Source organism: Rhodobacter sp. P2_H5 (genome assembly GCF_056403335.1).
The window spans coordinates 147,540-172,156 of the sequence record NZ_JBFUFS010000007.1 but is presented as its reverse complement, the minus strand read 5'-3'; the positions used below and the strand labels follow the sequence as shown (position 1 = coordinate 172,156).

Below are 24,617 nucleotides of genomic sequence, written 5' to 3'. Positions count from 1 at the left end.
CGCGGCCTACGACCGCTGCCGCGCAATGACGCCCATGACCGCGGCCAGAAGCTGCGCCGCGAGCAGGGCGCCCTGGCCGTCGATGTCGCGCTCGGGCATCAGCTCCACCATGTCAAAGCCTGCAATCCGGGCCTTCTCGGCGACGCCGCCAACCAGTTCCATCACCTGCCAATAGCTCATGCCGCCCGCGGTGCGCCCGATGGCCGCCGGCATCACGCCGGGGTCGAGCGCATCGACATCGAGGCAGATGATCACCTCGGACCCCGGTTCCACCAGATCCACCGCGCGCCAGACGCCGTCGCGCGCCACCTCGCCGCCCGGTACAAACTCCACCCCCCAGTCCAGCGCATCCTGCACATCGCTGACCCGGGCCGAGCCGATGCCGCGCTGGCCGATCTGGATGATCCGCTCGACATGGCCCATCTCTGACGCCCGCCGCATGGTCGAGGACAGGCCCAGCCTTTCGCCCTGCACCTCGTCGCGCCAGTCGATATGGGCGTCGATCTGCAGGATGGTGAAGCGGCGGGTGCCGGTGCCGAAAGCCTCCAGCATCGGGATCGGCAGGCTGTCATCGCCACCGACCAAGATCGGCACGGCGCCCGCGGCCAGGATCTGCCCGATGGCGGTGAAGATCCGCGCCCGGTTGCCTGCGGCATCTTCGGGGTCTTGCGGCAGATCGCCCGCATCCAGCGCCACCACGCCCTCGGGCAGCACCGGGCCGCCAAGGTCAAAGTTCATATGGCCGAGAGCCGCGCCATAGGCCACGCCCGCCGCCCTGATCGCCTGCGGCCCGGTCGCGCAGTAAAACCCCGATGAGGCATAGGGCGTGCAGCCCGAGGCCCCGATCAGCACGATATCCGCCGCCACATTGGCCAGATCCCGGCACTCGGGCAGGCCGAAGAACGTGCCCGCGGCCCCGGCTCCAAACATTTCACCCAGACTGGCCATGACACGCTCCCCTGTTTGCGGGGGAAGAGTGCCAGAAGCACCGCCCTTGGCAACCCGAAAGCGCACCAGACAAGGGCCAGACGCAACCTCTGCGATTGTTCTGGCCAAGATGCGGGCAAAGAGCCTGGCATGCCGACTGACCGGACGCTGCATTTTGGGCCGGCGCGTCACTTCTCCATGATTTCAGGGAGGTCACCTTGACCACGCTTGCCACCGCCGACACCATCGGCCCGGGAACTCTGTTTTCCCTCCACAATTCCACGACCTTGCTGGAGGCGAGCGGCGTCACCATCGCCTCGGACACTGCCGCCGCCATCGTCGGCAATGGCAGCGGGATCCGGATGCTGATCAACGGCACCATCATAGGCGATCGAGCCTGGCGACCAGACGGGCGGCCGCAATGACCTGACGATCGGTACCACCGGCGTCGTCAGCGGCGGCAGCCTTGGCGGCATCATGCTGTTCAACAGCGGCAGCCATCTGAACAACCTGGGCGAGGTCTCGGGCGTCTTTGCCGGGGTCTGGGTCGCCTCCAACCCCGGCGCACCGGTGGTTCTGGTCAATGCCGGCACCATGAGCGGCGGCGACGAGGCAATCTTCATCAGTGGCGCGCAAACCACCGTGCTGACCAACACCGGCACGATTCTGGGCGGGGCGGCGGGCTCTTCCGGTTCGGCCGACAATTCCACCTCGCCGGATACGATCCATAACCGCAGCCCGATCCTCGGCGATATCCATTTCTCGCTCGGCGCCGATCTTTACGACGGGCGCGGCGGCAGCAACGAAGGCACCGTCTTTGGCGAGGCCGGCGACGACGGCTTCATCGCGGGTCTGGCGGTCGAAAGCTTTGATGGCGGCGCGGGCAAGGACACGCAGGCGGGCTGACGCTGGTGGCCGATCTGCAAGCCCATGCCACGCTGGGCTTTGCCGATATCGTCCTGATCTGACCCCCGCGCGGCCCGCCCCTCAGGGCGCGGGCCGCAGCAGCCAGATCGCATCGCGGGCCGACTGCCCGCCGAAAAGCTCGGGCAGGTCAAACCGCTCCAGCAGGGTCAGGGCGTAGCTTGCGCCGTAAAGCCGCGCGACCTCGCCCGCGTCGATCGAAAACGGCGGACCCTGGCGCTGGCTCTGGTCATATTCAAAACAGTTGAGGAATTGCGGCGCCCGCCCGCTCAGCGCGATCAGCTGGGCGGCATAGCCCGCCCGCATCGGCTCCGGCAGGGCGACGAGGGCCGCCCGGTCATAGATCGCATCGACCGGGCCGAGGTCGGCGGCGGTCAGGGCAAACATGTCGCCCGCGAAGATATCAATCGTCAGATCCCCGGCCCGCGCGCTGTAGCGGCGCTGGGTGCCGATCGGAGTGATCTCGGGCACCAGCCCCAGTTCCTCGAACAGTTGTCCCACCGCCAATTCGCTCAACTCCGCGCCGGCAACGCGGTAGCCCTGCGMCAGGAACCAGGCAATGTCGCGCGTCTTGCCGCAGAAGGGCAGAAAGACCCGCGCGCCCGGCGCCAGCTCCATCGCGGCAAAGTGGCGCACCATGGCGTCATTGGGCTTGCCTTCGTGAAAGCGGATCTGAGCGCGCTCCCAGACCTTGAGCCAGAAATCGGCGTCCATGCGGGCCTCCCTTGCAGAAGGTCAGACTACCCCGCGCCCGCAGGCACCGCAAAAGCAAAAGGCACCCCGGAGGGTGCCTTTTCCGTCACAGTCGTTTGACTGATCGGGATACTGACGGATCAGGATGCCTTGGTGATGAAGCCCACCGCGTCGCCAAAAGTCTGGATGGTTTCGGCAGCGTCATCGGGGATCTCGATCCCGAATTCTTCTTCGAAAGCCATGACCAGCTCGACGGTGTCGAGGCTGTCTGCCCCCAGATCGTCGATGAACGAGGCGTTCTCGGTGACCTTGTCGGCTTCCACACCCAGATGCTCGACGACGATCTTCTTAACGCGATCAGCGATGTCGCTCATATCTTTTCCTCTGTCGTTGGGGTTTCCCCCGTTCGTTTATGCCCCGAAAGGCGTTTCACCCGGATCGGGCTCCCCGGATCGGGGCACCGGATATTTCTACCCGGTAAATCCTGCCGCGCCTATAGCAAGGGTCGCGACACAAGGCAAACCAAATCCAAACCGCTTCCGGTTCAGATCATCGCCATGCCGCCATTGACGTGCAGCGTGGCTCCCGTGACATAGCCAGCCTCGGGCGAGGCCAAGTAAAGCACGGCTGCGGCGATTTCGGAAGATGCTCCCATCCGTCCGGCCGGAATAGCGGTCAGAATCCGGGCCTTCTGCTCGTCATTGAGCTTGTCGGTCATCGCGGTGGCGATAAAGCCGGGGGCGACGCAGTTGACCGTGATGTTGCGGCTGGCCACTTCGGCGGCCAGGCTCTTGGACATGCCCACCATGCCCGCCTTGGAGGCGGCATAGTTGCCCTGCCCCGGATTGCCCGTGGCGCCGACCACCGAGGAGATGTTGACGATCCGCCCCCAGCGCGCCTTCATCATGCCGCGGAGCACGCCCCGGCAGAGCCGGAAGGTCGAGGTCAGGTTGATGTCGAGCACCGTCTGCCACTCCTCATCCGACATCCGCATGAAGAGGTTGTCCTTGGTCACCCCGGCATTGTTGACCAGAATATCGACCGACCCCATCGCAGCCGCAGCCGCCTTGGGCAAAGCTTCCACCGCCGCCGCATCGCCCAGGTTGCAAGGCAGCACATGGGCGCGCGCGCCCAGTTCAGCCGCCAGCGCCTCCAAAGGCTCCACCCGCGTGCCCGACAGGGCCAACGTGGCGCCTGCGCCATGCAGAACCCGGGCGATATCCGCCCCGATGCCGCCCGAAGCGCCGGTGATCAGCGCCGTCTTTCCCGTCAGATCAAACATGTCTTTCCCTTTCCTGGGCTTTCAACCCGAAACCTGTGCGCGCGCGCCCCGAAAGCACGATTCCCCCTGGCGCGCGCCTGAATTTGCCCCGCCGGTCAGACGACCCCATGCAGCGCCATCCACGACCCGGCCAGAATCAGAAACACCGCGCTGGTCCGCTCGATCCCCCGGATATGCCCGCGCGAAAACCAGTCCCGCGCCCGCGCCGCCACCAAAAGATAGCCAATGTCGCTCAGCGCCGCCAGCGTGGCGAAGATGAGGCCGAGGGTCAGCCCCTCGCGGCCCGCCGGGGCCGCCCCGGTCAGGAACGAGGGGATCAGCACCCCGAAGACCATGATCATCTTGGGATTGGTCAGGGTCACGACAAAGCCTTGCAGGCCCAGACCCGCCGCCGATTTGCGCGCCGCGGCCGGCGCCGCCGCCCGGGCCGCCAGACGGCCATTGGCCGCCAGCAGCCGCAAGGCCAGCCAGATCATGTAGGCCGCCGCCGCATAGCGCAACAGATCGAACCACAGGCCCAGATGGTGCAGCACCGCCTCCATCCCCCAACCCGCCAGCGCCAGCCAAAGCCCGATGCCCGCCTGCGCGCCCAGCGTGTTGAACAGCCCCGCCCGCATGCCGCCGCGCAGCGTGTTGGCGATGATCACCGCAATCGTCGGCCCCGGAACGACGGCCAGTCCCGCCGCCGCCCCGCAAAAGGCCAGAAGGGACAGATCGCTCATCCGTCCTGCCGCTCTGCTGCCCGCGTCCCCGGCATCCGTTCAGCCCTTGGCCGCCGCGACATCCTCGGGCGACCCGATCGCCCGCGTCGTGGCCGCCGAGGCGATCCGCTTGATCATCCCCGACAGGGCCTTGCCGGCGCCGATCTCCCAGAACTCGGTCACGCCCGCCGCTTCCATCCACAAGACCGATTCCCGCCAGCGCACCGAACCCGTGACCTGCTCGACCAGCAACTTGCGGATCAGATCGGGGTCGCTGACCGCCTCCGCCCGCACATTGGCAACCAAAGGCACGACCGGCGCCTTGATGGTCACCCCGGCCAGAGCCTCGGCCATGACATCCGCCGCAGGCTGCATCAGCGCGCAATGGAAGGGGGCCGAGACCGGCAGCAGGATCGCCCGCTTGGCGCCCTTGGCCTTGGCAATCTCCAAAGCGCGCTCGACAGCCGCCTTGTGGCCCGAGACGACGACCTGTGCCGGGTCATTGTCATTGGCCGCCTGACAGACCTCGCCCTGCGCAGCCTCGGCGGCCACCTCCTTGGCGGTGGCAAAGTCGAGCCCGAGCAGGGCCGCCATCGCCCCCACGCCCACCGGCACCGCCTCCTGCATGGCCTTGCCCCGGATCCGCAGCAAACGCGCGGTATCCGACAGATCCAAAGCCCCCGCCGCGCAAAGCGCCGAATATTCCCCCAGACTATGCCCCGCGACATAAGAGGCATTGCCAATCCCCAGCCCCTCGGCCTCCAGAGCGCGCAAGGCGGCAATCGAGGTCGCCATCAGCGCTGGCTGCGCATTGGCCGTCAGCGTCAATGTGGCCGCATCGCCTTCCCAGATCAGCGCCGAAAGCTTTTCGCCAAGCGCCGCATCCACCTCGTCAAAGACGGCCTTGGCGGCAGGATAGGCCTCGGCCAGCGCCTTGCCCATTCCGATGGTCTGGGCGCCCTGCCCGGGAAACACATATGCGCGGCTCATCTGGCCCTCCGTTGTTTGGCGGCAGGCTTACCCCAAGGCGGCCCTTGCGCGCAACGCCCGCCCGTGCATTCTGCCGCCAAACGGGGGAATCCATGCGTCCGGGCGTCAGAAAGATCATCTATGCCGTCACCTTCGAAGCCGGAGGCATCCTCCTCGCCGGCCTGGCACTCACCCTGATGTCCGACGCCGGCGGCGCCAAATCCCTCTCCCTCGCCGCCTTCAGCGCCGGCCTCGCCATGCTCTGGTCCCTCGCCTTCAACACCGCCTTCGAGGCCTGGGAGACCCGCCAACCCGTCAGAGGCCGCCCGCCCCTGCGCCGCGTGGCGCATGCCTGCCTCTTCGAAGGCGGCCTCCTCCTGATCCTCCTGCCCGCCACCGCCTGGTGGCTCGACGCCACGATCATGGAGGCACTGCGCTACGAGGCGATCCTCATCGTCGTCTTCCTGATCTACGCCTGGGCCTTCACCCTCGCCTTCGACACCGTCTTCGGCCTGCCCAACTCCGCCAGATAGCAGGACCTTCCCCTGCTTTTTCCCAGTCCGCTCTTCCCCTTGCCCTCTGAAGAAATACTCGCGGGAGGGTCTGGGAGGGCAGCCAGCCCTCCCAGCCGGGGCCGCCGCGCGCCCTCCGGAATCTCTTCCTTGCATCCCGGGCCATTCCCGTCTAAAGACCCCCATCTTTCCGCAATCCCATGAACCGGCGCAGCCTCTCGTGGACGGGCCGCGGAAAGTGTTTGCCCGTCCTATGAAATGCGCCCTGAAAATCGGAGCTTACATGCCGCTTTACGAGCATGTCTTCATTTCGCGCCAGGACTTGTCCTCCGCGCAGGCCGAAGGGCTGATCGAGCACTTCGCCACGGTCGTCGCGGATAACGGTGGGTCGATCACCGAACGCGAATACTGGGGCGTCAAGACGATGGCCTACAAGATCAACAAGAACCGCAAGGGCCACTACGCCTTCCTGAAATCGGATGCCCCCCCGGCAGCGATTCTGGAAATGGAACGCCTGATGCGCCTGCATGACGACGTGATGCGCGTCCTGACCATCAAGGTCGACGCCCATGTCGAGGGCCCCTCGGTCCAGATGCAAAAGCGTGACGAGCGTGAGCGCGGCGACCGCCCCGAGGGTGGTTTCGGTGGCGGCGAGCGTCGTGAGCGTTCGTTCGGCGGCGACCGTGAGCGTTCGGGCGGCAGCAGCTTCGGCGGCGACCGCGAGCGTTCGGGCGGCTTTGGTGGCGATCGGGGCGGTGACCGCTCCTCCGCCCCGCGTCGTTGATCTCAGGCATCGGACAAGGACAGTAAATCATGGCGAACAAGCCCTTCTTCCGCCGCCGCAAGGTCTGCCCCTTCTCGGGCGACAATGCTCCGGCCATCGACTACAAAGACACGCGCCTGCTGCAGCGTTACATCTCCGAGCGTGGCAAGATTGTCCCCTCGCGGATCACCGCTGTCTCGGCCAAGAAGCAACGCGAACTGGCCACGGCCATCAAGCGCGCCCGCTTCCTTGCCCTCCTGCCCTATGCCGTGAAGTGAGGAGATAGACATGCAACTCATCCTCCTGCAACGCGTCGCCAAACTGGGTCAGATGGGCGAAGTCGTCACCGTCAAGGACGGTTACGCCCGCAACTACCTGCTGCCGCAAGGCAAGGCCCTGCGCGCCTCGGCCGCGAACGTGAAATCGTTCGAAGCAAAGAAAGCCCAGCTCGAAGTGCACAACCTCGAGACCAAGAAAGAAGCCGAAGCCGTGGGCGAAAAGCTCGACGGCCAGATCTTCACCGTGATCCGCTCCGCTTCGGACGCGGGCGCGCTCTACGGTTCGGTCACCACCCGTGACGCCGCCGAAGCTGCCACCGACGCAGGCTTCACCGTGAACCGTGGTCAGGTCGTTCTCGACCGTCCGATCAAGGATCTCGGCATGCACACGGTCAGCGTCACGCTGCACCCGGAAGTCGTGGTCAAGGTCAAGCTGAACGTCGCCCGTTCGGTCGAAGAAGCCCAGCTGCAAGCTGCCGGCAAATCGATCCAGGAACTGGCCGCCGAAGCCGAAGCCGCTGCAGAATTCGAGATCGCCGAGCTCTTCGACGAAATCGGCGCTGCCAACGACTTCGACCCGCGCGACGAGCGCTAAGCACTTCTCCCATCCGGGACATGAACCGCGCGAGGGCAACCTCGCGCGGTTTTTCGTTACGCCGAAGGCCGGCGGACAGAGCGGCCAGAAGAATTGCGCCACCGGGACAGTTCTGTTAGCTTTTTGAGGTAATTTTTCGATATCTTGGCGGAAACAGCCCGGAATGAACGGCTTAAGCGTCTGATTGTGTTAGGGTTTTAGACGCGGCGATTGCGGCCTTCAGGGCATGGATTTGATGGAGTGGATAAGATGACCGTGATCCCCGGCACCCCCGACCCCGAAGTCCTGAACGGCACCCAGGGCGATGACCTGATCACCGCCTATGGCGGCAATGACACGCTTTATGGCTATGGCGGCATCGATACCCTCTATGGCGGCGCCGGCGATGACAGCCTGGAGGGGCAGTTCGGCAATGACCTTCTGTTCGGCGAGGGCGGCAACGACCGGCTGATCTCGGGCGGCGACAGCGACCAGATGTTCGGCGGCACGGGCAACGACTACCTCATGGTCAATGACATCAACTATGCCGGAGAAAGCACCGCCTATGGCGGCGCGGATGACGACACCTTCGTCCTGTTCGGCGGCGGTGGCGGCAAGGTTTACGGCGGCGATGGCATCGACACGCTCTTTCTTGCCACCCTCGACAACTCCCCGCTGTTTGTCGACCTCGGCACCCAGACGCTGGATGGCCACGGGAACTTCTCTTACGTGACCTATGAGGGGATCGAGAGGTTGATGGTCCTGACCAACGCGGGGGATGACGAGATTCACGGCGGCGCGCTGAATGACGACATCCGGGTCGGCAGCGGTGCCAATCTGGTCATGGCGATGGGCGGCGACGACACGGTGACCTATATCACCCGTGGCGCCTCGACCCTGGATGGCGGCGACGGCAATGACGTGCTGACGGTCAGCGGCGGCGATGCCAGCCTTTACTTCATCTATGACCGCGGCGACGGCTCGATCGACGACGGCCAGCTTTCGGTTCTGACCGGGTTTGAAACCTTTATCGCCTATGGCGGCCGGCTGGCGGATGTGGTCGGTCTTGGTGCCGGGGATGACAGCTTCTTTGGTGGCGGCGGCTCGGACACCTCCGCTGGCTTTGACGGCGCCGATTGGCTGAGCGGTCAGGGCGGCGCGGATTCGCTGCTGGGCGAGGTGGGCAATGACCAGCTCTTTGGCGGCGCGGGCAATGACACGCTTTACGGCGGCGATGGCGCGGATTTTGTCGGCGGCGGGGATGGCGATGACCTGCTGTTCGGCGGCGCGGGCAATGACCGCATCCGGATGACCGAGGGACTGGACACCGCCACCGGCGGCGCGGGCCGCGACCGCTTCATCTTTGCCCAGCAAGACGGTGGCCCGGCCACGATCACCGATTTCCACGCGGGCGAGGATCAGCTGCGCTTCACCAGCGCCTATCTGACCAATGCCCCCGCGACCGGGAAGCTGGATGCCGCGCTTTTCAGCGAGGATCTGGCGCAGGGCAGCGCCGCGCAATTCGTCCGGCATTACGACGCGGGCAGCGATACGACCGCGCTCACCTGGGACGACAACGGCGCCGATGCCGGTGGCGCCCATCTCTTCGCCCTGTTCGACGGCGATAAGGCGATTAACGCCGCAGATATCTTCATCCTGTAGGGAATCGCGCGGATCTGGGCCTCCGTCGGCGACGGAGGCCTAAAATCTGCCACAAATGCCTCACAACTTGCGCGCGCATTCTGTAACGAGTTTGGGCAGGTCATGGCCATTTTGAACGGCGACGCGAACAACAATATCATCACCGGCGGCGATGAGGCCGACACGATCTACGGTCTGGAGGGCAATGACCGGATCTTCGGCATGGGGGGCAGCGATCTGCTTTATGGCGGCGCGGGCGATGACACGCTCCACGCCGGCAATGACACGGTGCTGGCCAGCGACGGCAGCCTGAACCTGCTGTACGGCGGGGAGGGCAACGACATGCTGATCGACAGCGTGTTCAACGCCAGTGACATCGCGCTTTATGGCGACAGCGGCGATGACTACCTGTATCTGGCAGAACACGGCAGCACGCATCTGCGCGCGGCCTATGGCGGCACCGGCAATGACAAGGTTATGGCCGAATTCAGCGGCATCTCCGATGTCGTGGTGCGCGGCGGCTCGGGGCTCGACAGGCTGGTCTTCGGTTATGTGAAACCCGGAACCGGACCGATCCGCTTTGACCTTGCGCCAAACATGCTTTTCACCGATCCCGTGACCGGCCATACCGCCAGCTTCACCAGCTTTGAATGCCTGGATCTCGCCTTCGGGGCCGAGCGCGACGTGGTCCATGCCGGGCGCTTCGCCGACAACATCGACGTCGGAGCCGGGCGCAACGCGGTTTTTGCCGGGGCGGGCGATGACCAGGTCAGCTATCTGCCGGGTCAGGTCAATCACCTCTATGGCGGCGCGGGCGATGACACGTTGGGTCTGTTCTGGCGCAACCTCAAGACCGGCCTCGGCGCCCTGCATTTCACCGTCGATCCGGTGACCGGGGATGCCAGCGACGGCTTTGGCTCGGTCCTGAAAGGCTTCGAGAATTTCATCATCGAGGCGCCGACCCACGACGCCTATGTCGAGTTCGGCGCCGGCAATGACCTGTTCAAATGGGGCGCTGGCGATGACACGATCTATGGCGGCGCCGGGAATGACACGCTGAGCGGCAGCGACGGCAAGGACGGTCTGTTCGGCGGCGCGGGGAACGACAGCCTGATCGCCGGCGCCGGGGCGGACTCGCTTTATGGCGGTGCGGGCAACGACATCCTGCAAGGTGGCGCGCATGCGACGCTCTGGGGCGATGCCGGGGCGGATACGCTTTACGGCGGCGGCGGCGCAGTGCTGATCGGCGGCGGCGGCGATGATCTGTTGCAGGGCAAGTCGGGCGACCGCCTGCTGGGGGGCAATGGCAACGACCATCTGATCAGCCTGGGCAGCAGCAGCCTGGACGGCGGCGTCGGCGATGATGTGCTTGAGGGCGGTCATGGCAGCGACTCCCTCTATGGCGGCGCGGGCAATGACCGGCTTTCCACCGTGCTTTCCACGATCGACTTCGACACCGACGTGCTGGACGGCGGCGACGGCGACGACAGTCTGACCTTGGGCTATTGCGGCGCCAGCCTGACTGGCGGCGCCGGGGCGGATCAGTTCATCTTCCCTTCCGTGGCACCGATCTGGAATGATCAGCAGACCTCCACCATCACCGACTTTGAAAGCGGGGTGGATCGGCTGATCTTTCATGAGATCTATTCCATCCCCCTGACGCCTGGCGCCATCACCACCGCGATGCTGGCCACCGATCTGGCCACGGGTCGCAAGCCGCAGTTCGTCCAGACCTATGATGCCGCCACCAACACCACGCATCTTAGCTTTGATCTGGACGGCGCCGGCAACGCTTTCGCGCCGCTGGCGATCATCGATTTCACCGGGCATGTGGTTCTGACCACAGCCGATTTCTTCATCCTCTGAGCCCGACACACCGCGTCGGAAAGGGATCAGCCGGGCCTCGGGCCGGACCCTAATCTCGGGCCATGAAACACCGATCCAACCTTGCCGCCATCCTGTGCCTTTGCGCCGGGATCGCGGTGTTCTCCGTGCAGGACCTGATCCTGAAACTGCTGTCGGACCGCTATCCCCTGTCCGAGGCGATGGTGATCCGCAGCCTGACCGCGGTTCCCTTCATGCTGGCGATCACCCGGGCCTTCGACGGCGGTTTTGGCACTTTGGTCAGCAAGGGCTGGCCCCTGATGCTGGCGCGCGGGGTTCTGAACTTTCTGGCCTATACCGCCTATTACCTGGCGCTGGCCGCCCTGCCGATGGCCACCACCGTGGCGCTCTATTTCACGGCACCCCTGATCATCGTGATCCTGTCGGTCCTGATGCTAGGCGAGCATGTCTCGATCAAACGCTGGGCGGCGGTGGGGCTGGGCTTTGTCGGCGTGGTGATCATGGTGCGGCCGGGCGGCGCGCTGTTTGATTGGGCGGCGCTGTTGCCGATCTTCTGCGGCCTGGCCTATGCGCTGTCGATGATCATGGCGCGGACCATGGGCAGCAAGGACAGCGCGGCGGCGATGGCCTTTTGGGGCAACAATGCCTTTCTGCTCTGCGGGCTGGCCCTGTCCGCCATTTACGGCAGCGGCGCCCATAGCGCGGCGGTCCACCCGAGCCTCGCCTTCCTGACCCGCGGCTGGGCCTGGCCCACCCCGACCGACGCCGCCTTGATGAGCGCTTGTGGCGGCATCGCCGCCGTCGGCCTCACCCTGCTGACGCAAGCCTATCGCAGCGGCATGTCCTCGGTCGTGGCGCCTTTCGAGTTTTCCTTCGCCTTCTGGGGCATCCTCTGGGGCTGGATGTTCTGGGGGCAACTACCCGATGGGCTCGGCTGGCTCGGCATCGCCATCATCATCGCCGCCGGGGTCTATGTCCTGCGCGCCGAGGGGGTGGCCGATGCCCCGCCCCGTCCCGCCGCAAGCTGAGGCCCACAAAGAAAAAAGGGCCGCGTCACACGGACGCGGCCCCCGATTTTTCGTCGAAAAATCGAGACTTACATCTCGTCCAAAGCTTCGACCAGCTTCTGCAGGTCGTCCTTCGAGATCTCTTTCTCGGTCACTTTGGCGCCAGCCACGATGTGGTCGACGACCTTGTCTTCGAAGATCGGCGCGCGCAGCTGTTGCTGGACTTGCTGGTTCTTCTGGACGAACTCGAAGTAGGCGCGCTCCTGGCCCGGGTATTGACGGGCGGCGTTCAGCACGGCTTGCGTCATCTCCTGGTCGGTGACGCTCACCTCGGCCTTGCGGCCAACTTCGGCGAGCAGGAGGCCCAGACGGACGCGACGCTCGGCCAGCACCTTGTGCTCTTCGGTCGTCTCGATGGCGTCATGGTTGTGGCCATGGTCATGCGGGTTCTCTTCGTGCCACAGCTGGTGGGCAATCTGGCCCGCCTCGGCATCGACCAGCGAAGCCGGCAGGTCGAACTTGACCAGCGCGTCCAGCTGATCCAGCAGCGCGCGCTTCATCACGGCGCGGGCGGCGCCCTTGTATTCGGCCTCCAGACGCTCGGCGATCTGGGCCTTCAGTGCGGCCAGATCCTCGGCGCCGTATTTCTTGGCCAGCTCGTCGTTCAGCTCGGCCGGAACCGGCTTCTTGACGGCTTTCACCTTGCATTCAAAGACCGCAGCCTTGCCGGCCAGATGCGCCGCGCCGTAAGCTTCCGGGAAGGTCACGTTGACGGTGACATCATCGCCAGCCGCCGCACCGACCAACTGAGCCTCGAACCCCGGAATGAAGGAGTTGGAGCCCAGAACCAGCGGGTAATCCTCGCCAGCGCCGCCATCGAAGGCTACGCCGTCGACCGAGCCTTTGAAGTCGATCGTGACCTGATCGCCGTCCTTGGCCTTGGAGCCCTTCTTGCGGTCCTCGAAGGTTTGCGAGGAGGCAGCGAGGTTGGTCAGCGCCTCGTCCACAGCGGCGTCATCGGCCTTGACGGTCAGACGGTCCAGCGTGATCGCGGAAGCATCGACATCCGGGATCGGCGGCAGGGCTTCGTAGCTCATCTCGACCACGACGTCCTGGCCCTCGGCCCAGGTCTCGCCGCCGACCATCTTGACTTCGGGCTGCAAGGCCGGGCGGTCGCCCGAGGCCTCGAAGTGGTCCTTCATCGCGGCGTCGATCGCCTCTTGCATCGCATCGCCCAGGATCCGCTGGCCGAATTGCTTTTTCAGGATCGCCATCGGCACTTTGCCCTTGCGGAAACCCTTGATTTCCACGTCGGGCTGCGCCTCGATCAGCTTTTCGTTGACCTTGGCGTCAAGTTCGGCCGCCGTCACGGTGATGGTATAGCCGCGCTTCAAGCCGTCTTTAAGGGTCTCGGTGACCTGCATTCTCTCGTCCTTCTCATCCCAATCTGGTGCGGGTGAAGGGACTTGAACCCCCACGCCTCGCGGCGCCAGAACCTAAATCTGGTGCGTCTGCCAGTTTCGCCACACCCGCATTCAACCAAATGCGCCCCGCCCCCTGTGAAAGAGGCCGGGCCGTCCCTGGCAAAATCCGCGCCCTTCTAACAAAGGCCGCGCCGGGATGCGAGCGGAAAATATAACACAAGGTGACAGCCCCGGACCATTGACGCTTGCACCTGCGCGCAAGGGCCGGTCGACGTGGTCCCGGCGCGGCGGCTGGCTCGAAAATCGGGATAATTTGCAACAGTTTACCGGATTTACCGGAATAGTCGGGCCAATAGCGACAATTGTCCCTGAAATAGCTCGCCCGTAACCGAATCTTGCCATATTCGTGATCAAAAAAGATGAGGCAGGACAATGCAGGAGAACCGGCCATGGGAACGACAAAAGTCGCAGCGGCTCAACAGGCAAGCGGCGCGGCCGACCAGGAGGTGCAGGGCATGCTCGCCGGCACCACGGTCATGACGCTGGAAGGTGCGCTTCCGGTCGATTATCTGGAGCCGGGCGACCGCGTGCTGACCCGTTCGGGCGCCCGCAGGATCGCCAGGGTCGAGGTCACCGTGATGCGCCACGCCCGCATGGTCCGCATCGCCCATGACACGCTGGGCGTCGGCAAGCCGCAGGACAATGTCACGGTCTGCGCCGCGCAGGGCATCCTTCTGCGCGACTGGCGCGCCAAGGCGCTTTATGGCGCCGCCCAGGCGGTTGTCCCCGCGCAGCGCCTGGTCGATGGCGACTATATCCGCGCCGAAACCCTGGACGAGGCCCGCATCTATACCCTCCTCTTCGAAGACCCCGCCGTGATCTATGCCGGCGGGCTGGAGCTGGCCTGCGCAGGCGTGGCCGTCCGGGCCTGAAGTATAAAAAGAGCGGGGGTTTCACACCCCCCACTTCGCGGTTTCATCGGTGCTGCGCACCAAACCGCTGCGTACTCCTGGGATATTTTTGTCTGAATGAAGAGGCGCGGGGTTTCTAGAGCCCCAGCGCCCTGAATACCTTTGGCAGTTCCTCGGGCAGGTCTTCGGCGATGAGACCGGGGCCGAAGGATCTTGCGCATTCGACATGGAGCCAGGCCGCCGTCTCGGCCGCCTGTTGCGGGGCAAAGCCGCGGGCGAGGAGGCCGGTGATGAAGCCGGCCAGAACGTCTCCCGATCCCGCCGTGGCGAGCCAGGGCGCCGCGCGGTCATAGACGGCGGAGTTGACGGCGCAGGTGCCGTCGGGCGAGGCGATCACCGTGTCAGGCCCCTTGAACAGCACGGTGCAATTGGCACGGGCGGCAGCCTCGCGCGTTGCATCGACCTTGGAATAGGCCGGGCCCCTGGTCGCCGGTTCGGCGAGTTTGGCGGCAATGTCGGGGAAAAGCCGGGCGAACTCGCCACCATGCGGGGTGAGGACGCAACCGGGATGAAGGGCCGCAAACAGGGCCGGATCGCGAGAGATCAGGGTCAGCGCATCGGCATCAAGCACCAGTCTGCGGGGGGCTGCGCGATCCTCACCCACCGCCGCAAGCGCCGCCGCCACCAGATCGGCGGAATGGGCGTCCAGCCCAAGCCCCGGACCGAGGCAGAGCGCGTTGATCCGCGTGTCGGTCAGGATCTCCGCCAGCCCTGCCCCATCCGCCACGGTTTTCAGCATGATCGCGGTCAGTTGAGCTGCATTTTCCGCCAAGGTCTCGGGCGCGCAGGCGACAGTCACCAGACCCGCACCGATCCTGAGAGCGCCTCGGGCGGTCATCCGGGCAGCGCCGGTGTGGCCGGGCGAGCCGGAGAGAATGAGGGCGTGGCCAAAGCCAAACTTGTGGCCATTGCGTTTTCGCAACCTCCCACCAAGCACAGATGTAAGTCGCGTAGTGCCCTCTGTGTCGCCCAAACCAATATCTACGCAGCGCAACGCCCAAGGTGCGTCGATATATTGACCCAAATAGTGGCCCAGTTTTGCTCGGTGAAAGGTGACTGTCAGGTGCGCAAAGTATGGTGCAGCCTTACCAAGCCTGCGCCCGCTATCAGCGCAAAAGCCCGATACAATGTCGATCGACACAATCTTGGTCTTAGAATTGGGGCTTGAAAGTAACGTCCGTTCCACCAGGCCATCAACTGCCGCCACGAGACCATCGGAAATGGAACGGGTCAGACCTATTCCAAACAGGGCATCGACGATCACTTCGAAATTGCCGCCGGGCATGGCATCCCGCACCTCCCCCATCCCCACCCACCGCTCATAATTCACCCGCGCATCGGGTGGCAATTTTGTGGCGTCGCCGTAGAGGAAAACGTGCACCTCCCAACCCCACTCCTTCAACAGCCGCGCCACCACAAAGCCGTCGCCGCCGTTGTTGCCCGGACCGCACAGAACCACGGCGCGGAAGGAGCCTGCGCGCAGCTCCGGCCATTCCTCGAACACCGCTTCGACCACGCCCAGCCCGGCGCGCTCCATCAACTCCAGCCCGGTCACTTCGCCGCTCGCGATGGCGGCGGCCTCGATGGCCCGCATCTGGGCGGCGGTCAGGAGTTCGGTCATCGGGTTGCCTTTTTTCAAACAGATCATTTTTTACGCGCATCGCGCAATTTATAGGCGCTCAAGGCGGAATCCCGCGCCGCGGCCCCGGCGCCACAGTCTAGTCAATTGTTCCCGCGCCGCGGAAGTGGTCAGACGATCAAAGACGAAAAACGCCGATTACACTACGCCCCGGGGGAGTCGCATGAAGAAGATCGAGGCCATCATCAAGCCCTTCAAGCTGGATGAAGTCAAAGAGGCCCTGCAGGAAGCAGGCATCCAGGGTCTTTCCGTGACCGAAGTGAAGGGTTTTGGCCGCCAGAAGGGTCACACCGAGCTTTATCGCGGCGCCGAATATGTGGTGGATTTCCTGCCCAAGGTGAAGATCGAAGTCATCCTCTCGGACGACATGGTCGAACCCGCCATCGCGGCGATCATCTCGGCCGCCCGCACCGACAAGATCGGCGACGGCAAGATTTTTGTCTCTTCCGTCGAACAAGCCATCCGCATTCGCACTGGCGAATCTGGCGACGACGCGATTTGATGCCATCCGCTGCTGGGGTGCCCTTCGGGTGCCTCAGGCGCTTGCCGTAACCGGGACATTCCAAAGGGAAAACCCGGATCGCGGAGCCCAGGCGCGCCAAGACGAACGAACAGTAACCCCAACCCGAAAGGCAGCATGATGAGCGCAGTTAGCGATGCTCTGAAACTGATCAAGGACGAAGACGTCGAATACGTCGACATCCGCTTTACCGACCCCAAGGGCAAGCTGCAGCACGTGACGCTGGTGGCTGACCTCGTGGATGAGGACTTCTTCGAAGAAGGCTTCATGTTCGACGGCTCCTCCATCGCTGGCTGGAAGTCGATCGACGAGTCGGACATGAAGCTGATGCCCGATGCGGCCTCGGTCTACATGGACCCCTTCTACGCCGAAAAGACGCTCTGCGTGCATTGCAACGTGGTCGAGCCCGACACCAACGAGCCCTACGATCGCTGCCCGCGCCAGATCGCGCTGAAGGCGGAAGCTTACCTGAAGTCCTCGGGCGTGGGCGATGTCGCCTATTTCGGGCCGGAAGCTGAATTCTTCATCTTCGACGACGTCCGTTATCAGATCGCGCCGAACAAGGTCTCCTACCAGATCGACTCGGAAGATGCGGCCTGGAACACCGACGCGGCCTTCGAAGGCGGCAACCTGGCCCACCGCGCCCCGTTCAAGGGCGGCTATTTCCCGGTGAACCCGGTCGATGCCAGCCAGGACCTGCGGTCGGAAATGCTGTCGACCATGAAGCGCATGGGCATCAAGGTGGACAAGCACCACCACGAAGTGGCCACCGCACAGCACGAGCTCGGCATGATCTTCGGTGGTCTGGTCGAACAGGCCGACAACATCCAGAAGTACAAATACGTCATCCACAACGTGGCTGCCGCCTATGGCAAGACCGTGACCTTCATGCCCAAGCCCATGAAGGGCGACAACGGCTCGGGGATGCACGTCAACATGTCGATCTGGAAAGACGGCAAGCCGCTCTTCGCCGGCGACAAGTATGCCGACCTGAGCCAGGAAGCCCTGTGGTTCATCGGCGGGATCCTGATCCACGCGAAAGCGCTGAACGCGATCACCAACCCCTCGACCAACTCGTACAAGCGCCTGATCCCCGGCTTCGAAGCCCCGGTTCTGCGTGCCTATTCGGCCCGCAACCGCTCGGGTTGCGTCCGTATTCCGTGGACCGAGTCGCCGAAAGCCAAGCGCGTCGAAGCCCGCTTCCCCGATCCGTCGGCCAACCCCTATCTGGCCTTCGCCGCCCTGATGATGGCCGGTCTGGACGGGATCAAGAACAAGATCGACCCGGGTCCGGCTTCGGACAAGGACCTTTACGATCTGCCGCCGGAAGAACTGGCGACCATCCCGACCGTCTGTGGTTCGCTGCGCGAAGCCCTGGACGAGCTGGAGAAGGACATGGACTTCCTCCTCGCCGGCGGCGTGTTCGAGCGCAGCCAGCTGGAAGCCTACATGGCGCTGAAGTGGGAAGAGGTTTACGCCTTCGAACACACGCCGCACCCGGTGGAATACGCGATGTACTATTCCTGCTGATCCTGATCGGCATGGGATTCAAAGGGGCGCCTCCGGGCGCCCCTTTTCCTTTGGCGGCCTTTTCCTTTGGCCCGCGCCTTACTTCAGAAGCGCGCGCAATTCGGCCAGATGCGGGGCGATGGAGAGGATCAGGCTGGCATTGGGGTTGACCCTGGTGCCGACCGTGGCCGAGACCACCGCCAGCAGTTGCGGCGTCTTGCCTGCCCCCAGCAGAACCGGCGCGCCCGACAGGCCCGGCACCAGCGGGCAGTCGATCTGGCCGACATGCCCCGCCGTCGCGGTCACCCTGCACCCCGACCGCATCGTGACCATATAGGGCCGGTCCTGGCCATAGCCGAGGACACTGACCAAAGCGTTCTGCGCCCCCGGCAAGGGCCATTCCACCACCTGCAAGGGCTGCGCCTCGTCGGGCGTAACCGGTTGATCCAGTTCCAGAAGGGCGATGTCGCTGGCGACCTGCTCCAGCCCGACCTTCTGCCCGATATAGACATAGCCCGGCAGAACCGCGGTCCGCACCACCCCGCGCAGCGCGGCATAGCTGTCGCGGCGCTGGCCCAGCACGAATTTGATGTCGGACGGGTCGGCGCGGTGATGGGTGATCGGGTGAAACAGGCAATGCGCCGCGGTGATCGCCTCGTGATCCGAGATCAGGCTGGCCGTGCAGGACCGGTTGCCCGCGACATGCAAGGGCCCCACCGCGCGCCACGCCGCAGCCTCGTCATCCGGGATCATCCGGGGCGGCGCGGGTTCGGCCAGCACCGGCAGCGCGGCCAGCGCCAGCGGGAGGAGAAACGGCAGTCCGTGACGCCAAAAACCCTGTCGCATCCGCAGCCCCCCTCCGGTTCCGCGCAAGGTTATGTCCGAAAACAGCCCTGCTACAACCCACCCGATCACTTTGCCCATCTCCTAGCCCGAACCGGGAAACAATCAACCCCAACGTGTGCAACACCACGCTTTGGCCCCACCAAAACCACCAAATTGCCAGAATCATCGCCAGACTTTGGGTCATTGATTACGATGTTTGTGTTGCGGAGCTTGTCATGGAACGTCCGTCATTGAAGGACCCCGTCCCCGATCGCCCCCCGATCTGGGTCGACGGGCGGCAGCAGCCGAAGTTCCATGTCAGGGCCTGGGCCATGGTCGGAACCGAGATCGCACGGCGCAGCCTCGCACCCAGGCTGGGGCGGGCGAGCATCCGTTTGGCCGGGTTTGGCGCAACCGTGGCGTCGGGGCGCTATAGCCCGGCAACCGGCTGGATGGGGCGTGCCGAGCGCTTCGTGCCCTCGCGGCTTCAGGTCGGCGCCGGGGTTTGCGCACTCGCCGCCCGGGTGGCGGAGGCGGGCAAGATCCTGATGCCGGACCCGACCCCGCCCGAGCCGCTGGCCTATCCCGACCTGATCCACCGGCCCGCCCGACCCGTGCCCGCCCAACCCTTGCCCAACCCACCCTTGCCCGTCAGGTCTTTGCGCGTGGAGCCAACCCCGCTCGTGCCGTTAAGCCTGGCGGCCGACAACCCCAGCGTCGCGCGCACCGATCAGGGCGAGCCTGCTTTGGCCGCAATCCGCGCGCTGATCCATGCCGTGCCGGACCTTCCCGCCGAAGCCGAAGCCCCCGCGCCGATCCCCCCCGCCGCCCGTTCCGTGGACGAACTGATCGTCCCGCCCCGCCCGACCCTTGGCCGCAGGCTTCTGGCCCGGGCGTCGCATCTGGCCCGGCCCGTGCTGGCCCATGCCATCGCTTGGTCCTGCCTGGTTCTGGTCCTGCCGGTCGGTCTGGCGCGGGCCGGCCTCTACCACCTGAACGGCGGCGATCTGCGCGAGTGGGAGTGACCTAGGTCCGCCGCAAAGCGTCCTGCAACAGGTTGGTGACGAGGGCTGGCGGCACGTCTTCGGCCACGAAAGCCTCGCCAATCCCGCGGGCGAGGATGAAGCGCAGCTTGCCGTCCACCACCTTCTTGTCCTGCCCCATCAGGGCCACCAAAGCCTCGGCCCCCGGCAATTCGCCCGGAATGTCGGAGAGGTCGGTCTTCATTCCCATGGCTTTGAGATGCGCCCGCACCCGGCTTGGCGCCTCCTGCGAACACAGGCCCATCCGCTGGCTCAGCTCAAATGCCAAGGCGCAGCCGATCGCCACCCCCTCGCCATGCAAAAGCCGGTCGGAATAGCCGGTGGCCTTTTCCAGCGCATGGCAGAAGGTATGGCCGAGGTTCAACAGGGCGCGCTCGCCCTCTTCCGTCTCATCGCGTTCCACGATACGCGCCTTCATCTCGACCGAGCGCGAAACGGCCTTCAGGATCACCCCGGCGTCATAGCGCGCCAGGGCCGGGCCCTCGGCCTCCAGATAGTCAAAGAAGGCGGCGTCGCCCAGCAGCCCGTATTTCACCACCTCGCCATAGCCGGCCAGAAGGTCGCGCTGCGGCAGGGTGTTCAGCACATCGGTATCGGCCAGCACCAGAACCGGCTGGTGAAAGGCCCCGATCAGGTTCTTGCCATGGGTCGAGTTGATCCCGGTCTTGCCGCCGACCGAACTGTCGACCTGTGACAGCAGCGTCGTCGGCACCTGCACGAAGCCCACGCCCCGCCGCAGCACCGCGCAGGCAAAGCCCACAAGGTCACCCACCACGCCGCCGCCGAGGGCCACGACAATATCACGCCGCTCGATCTTTTCGGCCAGCAGCCATTCGACGGTGCGGGTGAACTCCGGCCAGCCCTTGGTCGCCTCACCCGGCGGCAGCGCCAGAGAGGTCGCGGTGATGCCCTCGGCCGCCAGCGCGGCCATCACGGCGGGCAGATGCAGCGCGGCCACGGTTTCGTCGGTGACGATCGCCACCCTCTTACGGCGTAAGAACGGCGCGATCTCGGCCCCGAGCCGCCCAATCAGACCCGGACCGATCCGCACCTGATAGGACCGCGTCCCCAGATCCACCGCCACCACATTCGTCATTCTCAAATCTCCAGCACATCGGGGCGCTGGCTCAGCGCCGCGGCCACCCGTTCGGCCATCGCATCGACCGAAATGTCAGCGGCGGAATCCACCACCAGATCGGCCTGCGCATAGGCCGGCTGGCGCGCCTCGTAAAGCCCGCGCAGGGTTTCGCGCGGGTTGGTGGTGCGCAGCAAGGGCCGCGTCGTCTTGTGGCGCACCCTTTGCCACAAAAGCTCCAGATCGGCGCGCAACCAGACCGAGACGCCGCTGTCATGGATCAGCGCCCGGTTGACCGGCGCCAGAAAGGCGCCCCCGCCGGTGGAGAGGACACAGGGCACGCCATGCAGCAGGCGGTTCAGCACCTCGGTCTCGCGGGCGCGAAAGAAGGCCTCGCCGTCGCGCTCGAAGATCTCGGCGATGGACTGCTTGGCGGCTTTCACGATCTCCTCGTCCGAATCAAGGAAAGGCACGCCCAGAAGCCGCGCCAAGGCGGTCCCCACAGCGGTTTTTCCCGCCCCCATCATGCCGACAAGGACGACGGTTTTCCTCAAGCGCTGCATGGTTACGTCCCGTCCCCCCTTTCGCATGCGCCAAGGGCAGGATAATGCCGCCCTGGCAGATGACTTTCGTGTCCTGAATGGCGTGAAGTCGCGGCAAATGCCATATATAAATGTGGGATCGGATCAAGGCCCCGAAAGTGGGCTCCGGTCGGGGTGCAGGAACAGGCAATAGAAGGCGATCCTGATGGGACGACTGATCAAGGCGGTGTTGGTGTTGGCGGTTCTGGGCTTTGCCGCCCTGGTGGCCTATGCCTATCTCGCAGACCTTTCGCCGAAGACGGGCGAAATCAAAGTGCCGGTGACACTGAATGCCGAGTGACCGATTTACCAGGGGTGGTTCCGGACTGACGCCGCGGCGCGGGCCTGTGACGCGTGGCGTGACGGCGGCCCTGCGCGGCGCCGTGCTGGTGCTGCCCGTTCTGGTGATCTGCGATTTTGCAAGGACAGCCCGGGCCGAGGTGCAGCAACCTGCCCCGCTGTCGGCGATCGACTGGCTCAGCCAGTCGCTGGTGACCCCGGCGGCAATGCCCGCACCGGTCGAACCGCCTGTGACCAAGAAGGGCGCCGCCCCCGAGGATGTGACCGTCCAGACCCTTGGCGTCGAAAGCACCGACGCCCTTGGCCTTCTGCCGCCGAACGTGACGGGCCTGCCGCAGGACCTGTGGGGCATGGCCAAGGTCGAGGATATCAAGGCCCTGTTGTTGCGCGACAATGCCCAGGATCTGCCGGCGATGCAGGGCCTGACCCTGACCTTGCTGCTGGCCGAGGCCGACGCGCCGAGCGACATCCCCGCCGGGGAAAGCCTGTTTCTGGCCCGGGTCGACAAGCTGATGGAGATGGGGGCGCTCGATCAGGCCCGCGCTTTGCTGGACACCGCCGGCGCCGCCCGCTCGCCCGAGATCTTCCGGCGCTTCTTTGACGTGGCCCTGCTGATCGGCGACGAGGACCGCGCCTGCACCGCATTGAAACAGGCGCCGGGGCTGGCCCCTGCCTTGCCAACGCGAATCTTCTGCCTCGCGCGCGCGGGCGATTTCGACACGGCGGAGCTGACGCTCGACACCTCCAAGGCGCTGGGGACCGTCAGCCCGGAAGAGGCGGCCCTGCTGACCCGCTTCATGGACCCCTCGCTCGACGAGGAGGGCATCACGCCGATCATGCCAAAGCCGGTCACCCCGCTGATCTTCCGCATCTATGAAGCCATCGGCGAGCCTCTGCCCGAGACGAGCCTGCCCGTGGCCTTCACCTATGCCGACCTCTCCGATCAGGCCGGCTGGAAGGCGCAGCTGGAGGCGGTCGAACGCCTCAGCCGCCTCGGCTCGGTCGCGCCCAACCTGCTGCTCGGGCTTTACACCCAGCAAAGGCCCGCGGCCTCCGGTGGGGTCTGGGACCGGGTCGCAGCCTTTCAGGCCGTCGACAAGGCGATCGCCGCCAAGGACCCCAAGGCGGTGTCCCGCACCTTGCCGCCCGCCTGGGCCTTGATGAAACAGGCCGAGCTTGAGGTGCCCTTCGCCACGCTCTACGGCCCGGCCTTGGCCAAACTTACGCTGTCAGGTGAGGCCGCATCGGTGGCCCGCACGGTCATGCTCCTGTCGCCCGATTATGCGAAACTGACCAAGGGCCGCAGCGCAAGCGACCCCGAAGCCGCCTTCGCGCTGGCCCTGGCGCAGGGTACGCCCGATAAGGCGCAAGCCACGACCGACACGGCGCGCGCCATCCTCGACAGTTACACCGCGCCGCAGATCCCGCAAGACATCCAGTCCCTGATCGACCAGGGCCGCATCGGCGAGGCGCTGTTGATGACCATGCCCCTGATGCACGAGGGCGAGGCCGGCGATCTGCGCGCCGTCACCGCCGGGCTTTCGGTGCTGCATAAGCTCGGTCAGGAAGACGTGGCGCGCCGCGCCGCCCTGCAACTTTTGCTGCTGGACCGGCGCGGCTGATGGAAGATCCCGCGCAAGACGACGACAGTAGCGCCTTAAGAACGGGCAAGGGAACCGGAGACAGCCAGCGCTGGATCTCGACCTTCCTGCAGGCCCATGCCGCCGAACACAATGCCGCGCGCAACACGCAAGAGGCCTATGGCCGCGACCTGCTGGCCTTCGCCAGCCACCTTGCGCCGCGCCACCTTGCCGATGCCACGCGCAGCGATGTCGAGGATTACCTCGTCGCCTGCGCCAACGAGGGCCTGTCGCAAAGCACCCGCGCCCGCAGGCTTTCGGCGATCCGCCAGCTGTACCGCTTTGCCCATGAAGAGGGCTGGCGCGCCGACAATCCGGCGATCCGCATCGCAGGCCCCGGCGCCTCGCGCCACCTGCCGAAATCGCTGAGCCAGGCCGATGTGAAAGCGCTTCTCTCCGCCGCCGCCGAGACCGGCCGCAACCCGCGCGACCGCCAGCGCAACCTTCTGCTGATGGAATTGCTTTATGCCACCGGGCTGCGGGTCTCCGAACTCGTCGAATTGCCGATGGCCACGGTGCGGGGCGACCCGCGGATGATCCTCGTCAAAGGCAAGGGCGACAAGGAGCGGATGGCCCCGCTGTCGCCCCCCGCCCGCGCCGGCCTGACCGCCTGGCTGAAGCTGCGCGATGCCGAGGAAGACGCCGCCCGCAAGGAAGGCAAGCCGCCCAATCGCCATCTCTTTCCCGGCCCGGGCGCCGGGGGCCATCTGACGCGGCAGCAATTCCACGGGCTGGTCAAGGAGATGGCGCTGAAAGCCGGGCTCGACCCTGCCCAGGTGTCACCCCATGTGCTGCGCCATGCCTTTGCCACCCATCTTCTGTCCAATGGCGCCGATTTGCGCGTGATCCAGACGCTTCTGGGCCATGCCGACCTCTCGACCACCGAAATCTACACCCATGTGTTGGAAGATCAGCTGAAGGATCTGGTAATGAACCACCATCCGCTCTCCACCACCAAAAGGACCAAAGGATAA

27 protein-coding genes and 1 tRNA gene are annotated in these 24,617 nt (G+C 65.2%); 16 read left to right on the top strand and 12 right to left on the bottom strand.

Going from position 1 to position 24,617, the window contains the following annotated elements; genetic code table 11:
• Window positions 1–6 precede the first annotated feature (6 nt).
• A complete protein-coding gene (locus AC1DVR_RS12110; protein WP_478000827.1) occupies window positions 7–948 on the bottom strand; it encodes an arginase family protein in 942 nt (313 codons plus the stop codon).
• Window positions 949–1,145: 197 nt separating this feature from the next.
• On the opposite strand from AC1DVR_RS12110, the gene AC1DVR_RS12105 reads away from it, so the two are divergent.
• A complete protein-coding gene (locus tag AC1DVR_RS12105; protein ID WP_478000826.1) occupies window positions 1,146–1,352 on the top strand; it encodes a hypothetical protein in 207 nt (68 codons plus the stop codon).
• Between the two features lie 52 nt (window positions 1,353–1,404).
• On the top strand, window positions 1,405–1,833 hold the full coding sequence (locus AC1DVR_RS12100) for a hypothetical protein (protein WP_478000825.1): 429 nt from the start codon (window positions 1,405–1,407) through the stop codon (window positions 1,831–1,833).
• Between the two features lie 81 nt (window positions 1,834–1,914).
• Here the strand turns inward: AC1DVR_RS12100 and AC1DVR_RS12095 are convergent, their stop codons facing one another.
• From AC1DVR_RS12095 to fabD, 5 genes are all read right to left on the bottom strand, one after another.
• Window positions 1,915–2,565, bottom strand: a complete 651-nt coding sequence (locus tag AC1DVR_RS12095) for a thiopurine S-methyltransferase (RefSeq protein WP_478000824.1) — start codon at window positions 2,563–2,565, stop codon at window positions 1,915–1,917.
• A 119-nt stretch (window positions 2,566–2,684) separates the two neighbouring features.
• Entirely contained in the window at window positions 2,685–2,918 is a 234-nt protein-coding gene (locus AC1DVR_RS12090) for an acyl carrier protein (protein WP_478000823.1), read from the bottom strand.
• A gap of 170 nt (window positions 2,919–3,088) precedes the next feature.
• Window positions 3,089–3,826, bottom strand: coding sequence for a 3-oxoacyl-[acyl-carrier-protein] reductase (gene fabG, locus AC1DVR_RS12085; protein ID WP_478000822.1), 738 nt, complete (start codon window positions 3,824–3,826; stop codon window positions 3,089–3,091).
• A gap of 95 nt (window positions 3,827–3,921) precedes the next feature.
• Window positions 3,922–4,548: a LysE family translocator gene (locus AC1DVR_RS12080; protein ID WP_478000821.1), complete on the bottom strand. Its 627-nt coding sequence runs from the start codon at window positions 4,546–4,548 to the stop codon at window positions 3,922–3,924.
• Window positions 4,549–4,587: 39 nt separating this feature from the next.
• Window positions 4,588–5,517, bottom strand: a complete 930-nt coding sequence (gene fabD, locus AC1DVR_RS12075; RefSeq protein ID WP_478000820.1) for an ACP S-malonyltransferase — start codon at window positions 5,515–5,517, stop codon at window positions 4,588–4,590.
• A gap of 92 nt (window positions 5,518–5,609) precedes the next feature.
• Between fabD and AC1DVR_RS12070 the strand changes: the two genes are divergently transcribed.
• The 7 genes from AC1DVR_RS12070 to AC1DVR_RS12040 all read left to right on the top strand — a co-directional run bounded on the left by AC1DVR_RS12070 (window position 5,610) and on the right by AC1DVR_RS12040 (window position 12,137).
• Window positions 5,610–6,029 (top strand): PACE efflux transporter, encoded by a 420-nt coding sequence (locus AC1DVR_RS12070; protein ID WP_478000819.1) that lies wholly within the window; start codon window positions 5,610–5,612, stop codon window positions 6,027–6,029.
• Between the two features lie 262 nt (window positions 6,030–6,291).
• Window positions 6,292–6,792 (top strand): 30S ribosomal protein S6, encoded by a 501-nt coding sequence (gene rpsF, locus AC1DVR_RS12065; protein WP_478000818.1) that lies wholly within the window; start codon window positions 6,292–6,294, stop codon window positions 6,790–6,792.
• Window positions 6,793–6,821: 29 nt separating this feature from the next.
• A complete protein-coding gene (rpsR, locus tag AC1DVR_RS12060; RefSeq protein WP_125327012.1) occupies window positions 6,822–7,049 on the top strand; it encodes a 30S ribosomal protein S18 in 228 nt (75 codons plus the stop codon).
• A 10-nt stretch (window positions 7,050–7,059) separates the two neighbouring features.
• Complete coding sequence (rplI, locus tag AC1DVR_RS12055) at window positions 7,060–7,644, top strand: 50S ribosomal protein L9 (protein WP_478000817.1); 585 nt, start codon at window positions 7,060–7,062, stop codon at window positions 7,642–7,644.
• Between the two features lie 249 nt (window positions 7,645–7,893).
• Window positions 7,894–9,285, top strand: a complete 1,392-nt coding sequence (locus AC1DVR_RS12050; protein ID WP_478000816.1) for a calcium-binding protein — start codon at window positions 7,894–7,896, stop codon at window positions 9,283–9,285.
• A 102-nt stretch (window positions 9,286–9,387) separates the two neighbouring features.
• The gene (locus AC1DVR_RS12045) at window positions 9,388–11,130 is read left to right on the top strand and encodes a calcium-binding protein (protein ID WP_478000815.1); all 1,743 of its coding nucleotides are present in this window, start codon (window positions 9,388–9,390) and stop codon (window positions 11,128–11,130) included.
• Between the two features lie 62 nt (window positions 11,131–11,192).
• Window positions 11,193–12,137 carry a DMT family transporter gene (locus tag AC1DVR_RS12040; RefSeq protein WP_478000814.1) on the top strand — a complete coding sequence of 315 codons (945 nt, stop codon included), beginning with the start codon at window positions 11,193–11,195 and terminating at the stop codon, window positions 12,135–12,137.
• 68 nt (window positions 12,138–12,205) lie between these two features.
• On the opposite strand, the gene tig is transcribed toward AC1DVR_RS12040, so the two are convergent.
• Both tig and AC1DVR_RS12030 read right to left on the bottom strand, forming a co-directional pair.
• Complete coding sequence (gene tig, locus AC1DVR_RS12035; RefSeq protein ID WP_478000813.1) at window positions 12,206–13,540, bottom strand: trigger factor; 1,335 nt, start codon at window positions 13,538–13,540, stop codon at window positions 12,206–12,208.
• A 24-nt stretch (window positions 13,541–13,564) separates the two neighbouring features.
• Window positions 13,565–13,649 (bottom strand) — tRNA-Leu (locus AC1DVR_RS12030).
• A 340-nt stretch (window positions 13,650–13,989) separates the two neighbouring features.
• Here AC1DVR_RS12030 and AC1DVR_RS12025 point away from each other — a divergent pair.
• Window positions 13,990–14,472: a Hint domain-containing protein gene (locus tag AC1DVR_RS12025; RefSeq protein ID WP_478000812.1), complete on the top strand. Its 483-nt coding sequence runs from the start codon at window positions 13,990–13,992 to the stop codon at window positions 14,470–14,472.
• A 115-nt stretch (window positions 14,473–14,587) separates the two neighbouring features.
• Here AC1DVR_RS12025 and AC1DVR_RS12020 read toward each other — a convergent pair whose 3' ends face one another.
• Complete coding sequence (locus AC1DVR_RS12020) at window positions 14,588–16,132, bottom strand: NAD(P)H-hydrate dehydratase (RefSeq protein ID WP_478000811.1); 1,545 nt, start codon at window positions 16,130–16,132, stop codon at window positions 14,588–14,590.
• A gap of 181 nt (window positions 16,133–16,313) precedes the next feature.
• On the opposite strand from AC1DVR_RS12020, the gene AC1DVR_RS12015 reads away from it, so the two are divergent.
• Both AC1DVR_RS12015 and glnA read left to right on the top strand, forming a co-directional pair.
• Entirely contained in the window at window positions 16,314–16,652 is a 339-nt protein-coding gene (locus AC1DVR_RS12015) for a P-II family nitrogen regulator (protein ID WP_478000810.1), read from the top strand.
• A gap of 138 nt (window positions 16,653–16,790) precedes the next feature.
• The gene (gene glnA, locus AC1DVR_RS12010; RefSeq protein ID WP_478000809.1) at window positions 16,791–18,200 is read left to right on the top strand and encodes a type I glutamate--ammonia ligase; all 1,410 of its coding nucleotides are present in this window, start codon (window positions 16,791–16,793) and stop codon (window positions 18,198–18,200) included.
• A 78-nt stretch (window positions 18,201–18,278) separates the two neighbouring features.
• Here glnA and AC1DVR_RS12005 read toward each other — a convergent pair whose 3' ends face one another.
• On the bottom strand, window positions 18,279–19,025 hold the full coding sequence (locus tag AC1DVR_RS12005) for a trypsin-like serine peptidase (protein ID WP_478000808.1): 747 nt from the start codon (window positions 19,023–19,025) through the stop codon (window positions 18,279–18,281).
• Between the two features lie 215 nt (window positions 19,026–19,240).
• Between AC1DVR_RS12005 and AC1DVR_RS12000 the strand changes: the two genes are divergently transcribed.
• Window positions 19,241–20,029: a hypothetical protein gene (locus AC1DVR_RS12000; protein ID WP_478000807.1), complete on the top strand. Its 789-nt coding sequence runs from the start codon at window positions 19,241–19,243 to the stop codon at window positions 20,027–20,029.
• A 1-nt stretch (window position 20,030) separates the two neighbouring features.
• On the opposite strand, the gene aroB is transcribed toward AC1DVR_RS12000, so the two are convergent.
• On the bottom strand, window positions 20,031–21,143 hold the full coding sequence (gene aroB, locus AC1DVR_RS11995) for a 3-dehydroquinate synthase (RefSeq protein ID WP_478000806.1): 1,113 nt from the start codon (window positions 21,141–21,143) through the stop codon (window positions 20,031–20,033).
• 2 nt (window positions 21,144–21,145) lie between these two features.
• Window positions 21,146–21,685, bottom strand: a complete 540-nt coding sequence (locus AC1DVR_RS11990) for a shikimate kinase (RefSeq protein ID WP_478000805.1) — start codon at window positions 21,683–21,685, stop codon at window positions 21,146–21,148.
• 184 nt (window positions 21,686–21,869) lie between these two features.
• Here AC1DVR_RS11990 and AC1DVR_RS11985 point away from each other — a divergent pair, with 184 nt between their 5' ends.
• From AC1DVR_RS11985 to AC1DVR_RS11975, 3 genes are read left to right on the top strand one after another with little or no spacing between them, the layout of a single operon-like run.
• A complete protein-coding gene (locus AC1DVR_RS11985; protein ID WP_478000804.1) occupies window positions 21,870–22,004 on the top strand; it encodes a hypothetical protein in 135 nt (44 codons plus the stop codon).
• Complete coding sequence (locus AC1DVR_RS11980) at window positions 21,994–23,625, top strand: hypothetical protein (protein ID WP_478000803.1); 1,632 nt, start codon at window positions 21,994–21,996, stop codon at window positions 23,623–23,625. Before AC1DVR_RS11985 ends, AC1DVR_RS11980 begins: the two co-directional genes overlap by 11 nt.
• Window positions 23,625–24,617 carry a site-specific tyrosine recombinase XerD gene (locus AC1DVR_RS11975; protein WP_478000802.1) on the top strand — a complete coding sequence of 331 codons (993 nt, stop codon included), beginning with the start codon at window positions 23,625–23,627 and terminating at the stop codon, window positions 24,615–24,617. Before AC1DVR_RS11980 ends, AC1DVR_RS11975 begins: the two co-directional genes overlap by 1 nt.

Bases quoted from the DNA above. Each gene is read 5' to 3' on its own strand.
- AC1DVR_RS12110 (WP_478000827.1), bottom strand. From the start codon at position 948: ATGGCCAGTCTGGGTGAAATGTTTGGAGCCGGGGCCGCGGGCACGTTC.
- AC1DVR_RS12100 (WP_478000825.1), top strand. From the start codon at position 1,405: ATGCTGTTCAACAGCGGCAGCCATCTGAACAACCTGGGCGAGGTCTCG.
- AC1DVR_RS12090 (WP_478000823.1), bottom strand. From the start codon at position 2,918: ATGAGCGACATCGCTGATCGCGTTAAGAAGATCGTCGTCGAGCATCTG.
- fabG (WP_478000822.1), bottom strand. From the start codon at position 3,826: ATGTTTGATCTGACGGGAAAGACGGCGCTGATCACCGGCGCTTCGGGC.
- AC1DVR_RS12080 (WP_478000821.1), bottom strand. From the start codon at position 4,548: ATGAGCGATCTGTCCCTTCTGGCCTTTTGCGGGGCGGCGGCGGGACTG.
- fabD (WP_478000820.1), bottom strand. From the start codon at position 5,517: ATGAGCCGCGCATATGTGTTTCCCGGGCAGGGCGCCCAGACCATCGGA.
- AC1DVR_RS12070 (WP_478000819.1), top strand. From the start codon at position 5,610: ATGCGTCCGGGCGTCAGAAAGATCATCTATGCCGTCACCTTCGAAGCC.
- rpsF (WP_478000818.1), top strand. From the start codon at position 6,292: ATGCCGCTTTACGAGCATGTCTTCATTTCGCGCCAGGACTTGTCCTCC.
- rpsR (WP_125327012.1), top strand. From the start codon at position 6,822: ATGGCGAACAAGCCCTTCTTCCGCCGCCGCAAGGTCTGCCCCTTCTCG.
- rplI (WP_478000817.1), top strand. From the start codon at position 7,060: ATGCAACTCATCCTCCTGCAACGCGTCGCCAAACTGGGTCAGATGGGC.
- AC1DVR_RS12050 (WP_478000816.1), top strand. From the start codon at position 7,894: ATGACCGTGATCCCCGGCACCCCCGACCCCGAAGTCCTGAACGGCACC.
- AC1DVR_RS12045 (WP_478000815.1), top strand. From the start codon at position 9,388: ATGGCCATTTTGAACGGCGACGCGAACAACAATATCATCACCGGCGGC.
- AC1DVR_RS12040 (WP_478000814.1), top strand. From the start codon at position 11,193: ATGAAACACCGATCCAACCTTGCCGCCATCCTGTGCCTTTGCGCCGGG.
- tig (WP_478000813.1), bottom strand. From the start codon at position 13,540: ATGCAGGTCACCGAGACCCTTAAAGACGGCTTGAAGCGCGGCTATACC.
- AC1DVR_RS12025 (WP_478000812.1), top strand. From the start codon at position 13,990: ATGGGAACGACAAAAGTCGCAGCGGCTCAACAGGCAAGCGGCGCGGCC.
- AC1DVR_RS12020 (WP_478000811.1), bottom strand. From the start codon at position 16,132: ATGACCGAACTCCTGACCGCCGCCCAGATGCGGGCCATCGAGGCCGCC.
- AC1DVR_RS12015 (WP_478000810.1), top strand. From the start codon at position 16,314: ATGAAGAAGATCGAGGCCATCATCAAGCCCTTCAAGCTGGATGAAGTC.
- glnA (WP_478000809.1), top strand. From the start codon at position 16,791: ATGAGCGCAGTTAGCGATGCTCTGAAACTGATCAAGGACGAAGACGTC.
- AC1DVR_RS12005 (WP_478000808.1), bottom strand. From the start codon at position 19,025: ATGCGACAGGGTTTTTGGCGTCACGGACTGCCGTTTCTCCTCCCGCTG.
- AC1DVR_RS12000 (WP_478000807.1), top strand. From the start codon at position 19,241: ATGGAACGTCCGTCATTGAAGGACCCCGTCCCCGATCGCCCCCCGATC.
- aroB (WP_478000806.1), bottom strand. From the start codon at position 21,143: ATGACGAATGTGGTGGCGGTGGATCTGGGGACGCGGTCCTATCAGGTG.
- AC1DVR_RS11990 (WP_478000805.1), bottom strand. From the start codon at position 21,685: ATGCAGCGCTTGAGGAAAACCGTCGTCCTTGTCGGCATGATGGGGGCG.
- AC1DVR_RS11985 (WP_478000804.1), top strand. From the start codon at position 21,870: ATGGGACGACTGATCAAGGCGGTGTTGGTGTTGGCGGTTCTGGGCTTT.
- AC1DVR_RS11980 (WP_478000803.1), top strand. From the start codon at position 21,994: ATGCCGAGTGACCGATTTACCAGGGGTGGTTCCGGACTGACGCCGCGG.
- AC1DVR_RS11975 (WP_478000802.1), top strand. From the start codon at position 23,625: ATGGAAGATCCCGCGCAAGACGACGACAGTAGCGCCTTAAGAACGGGC.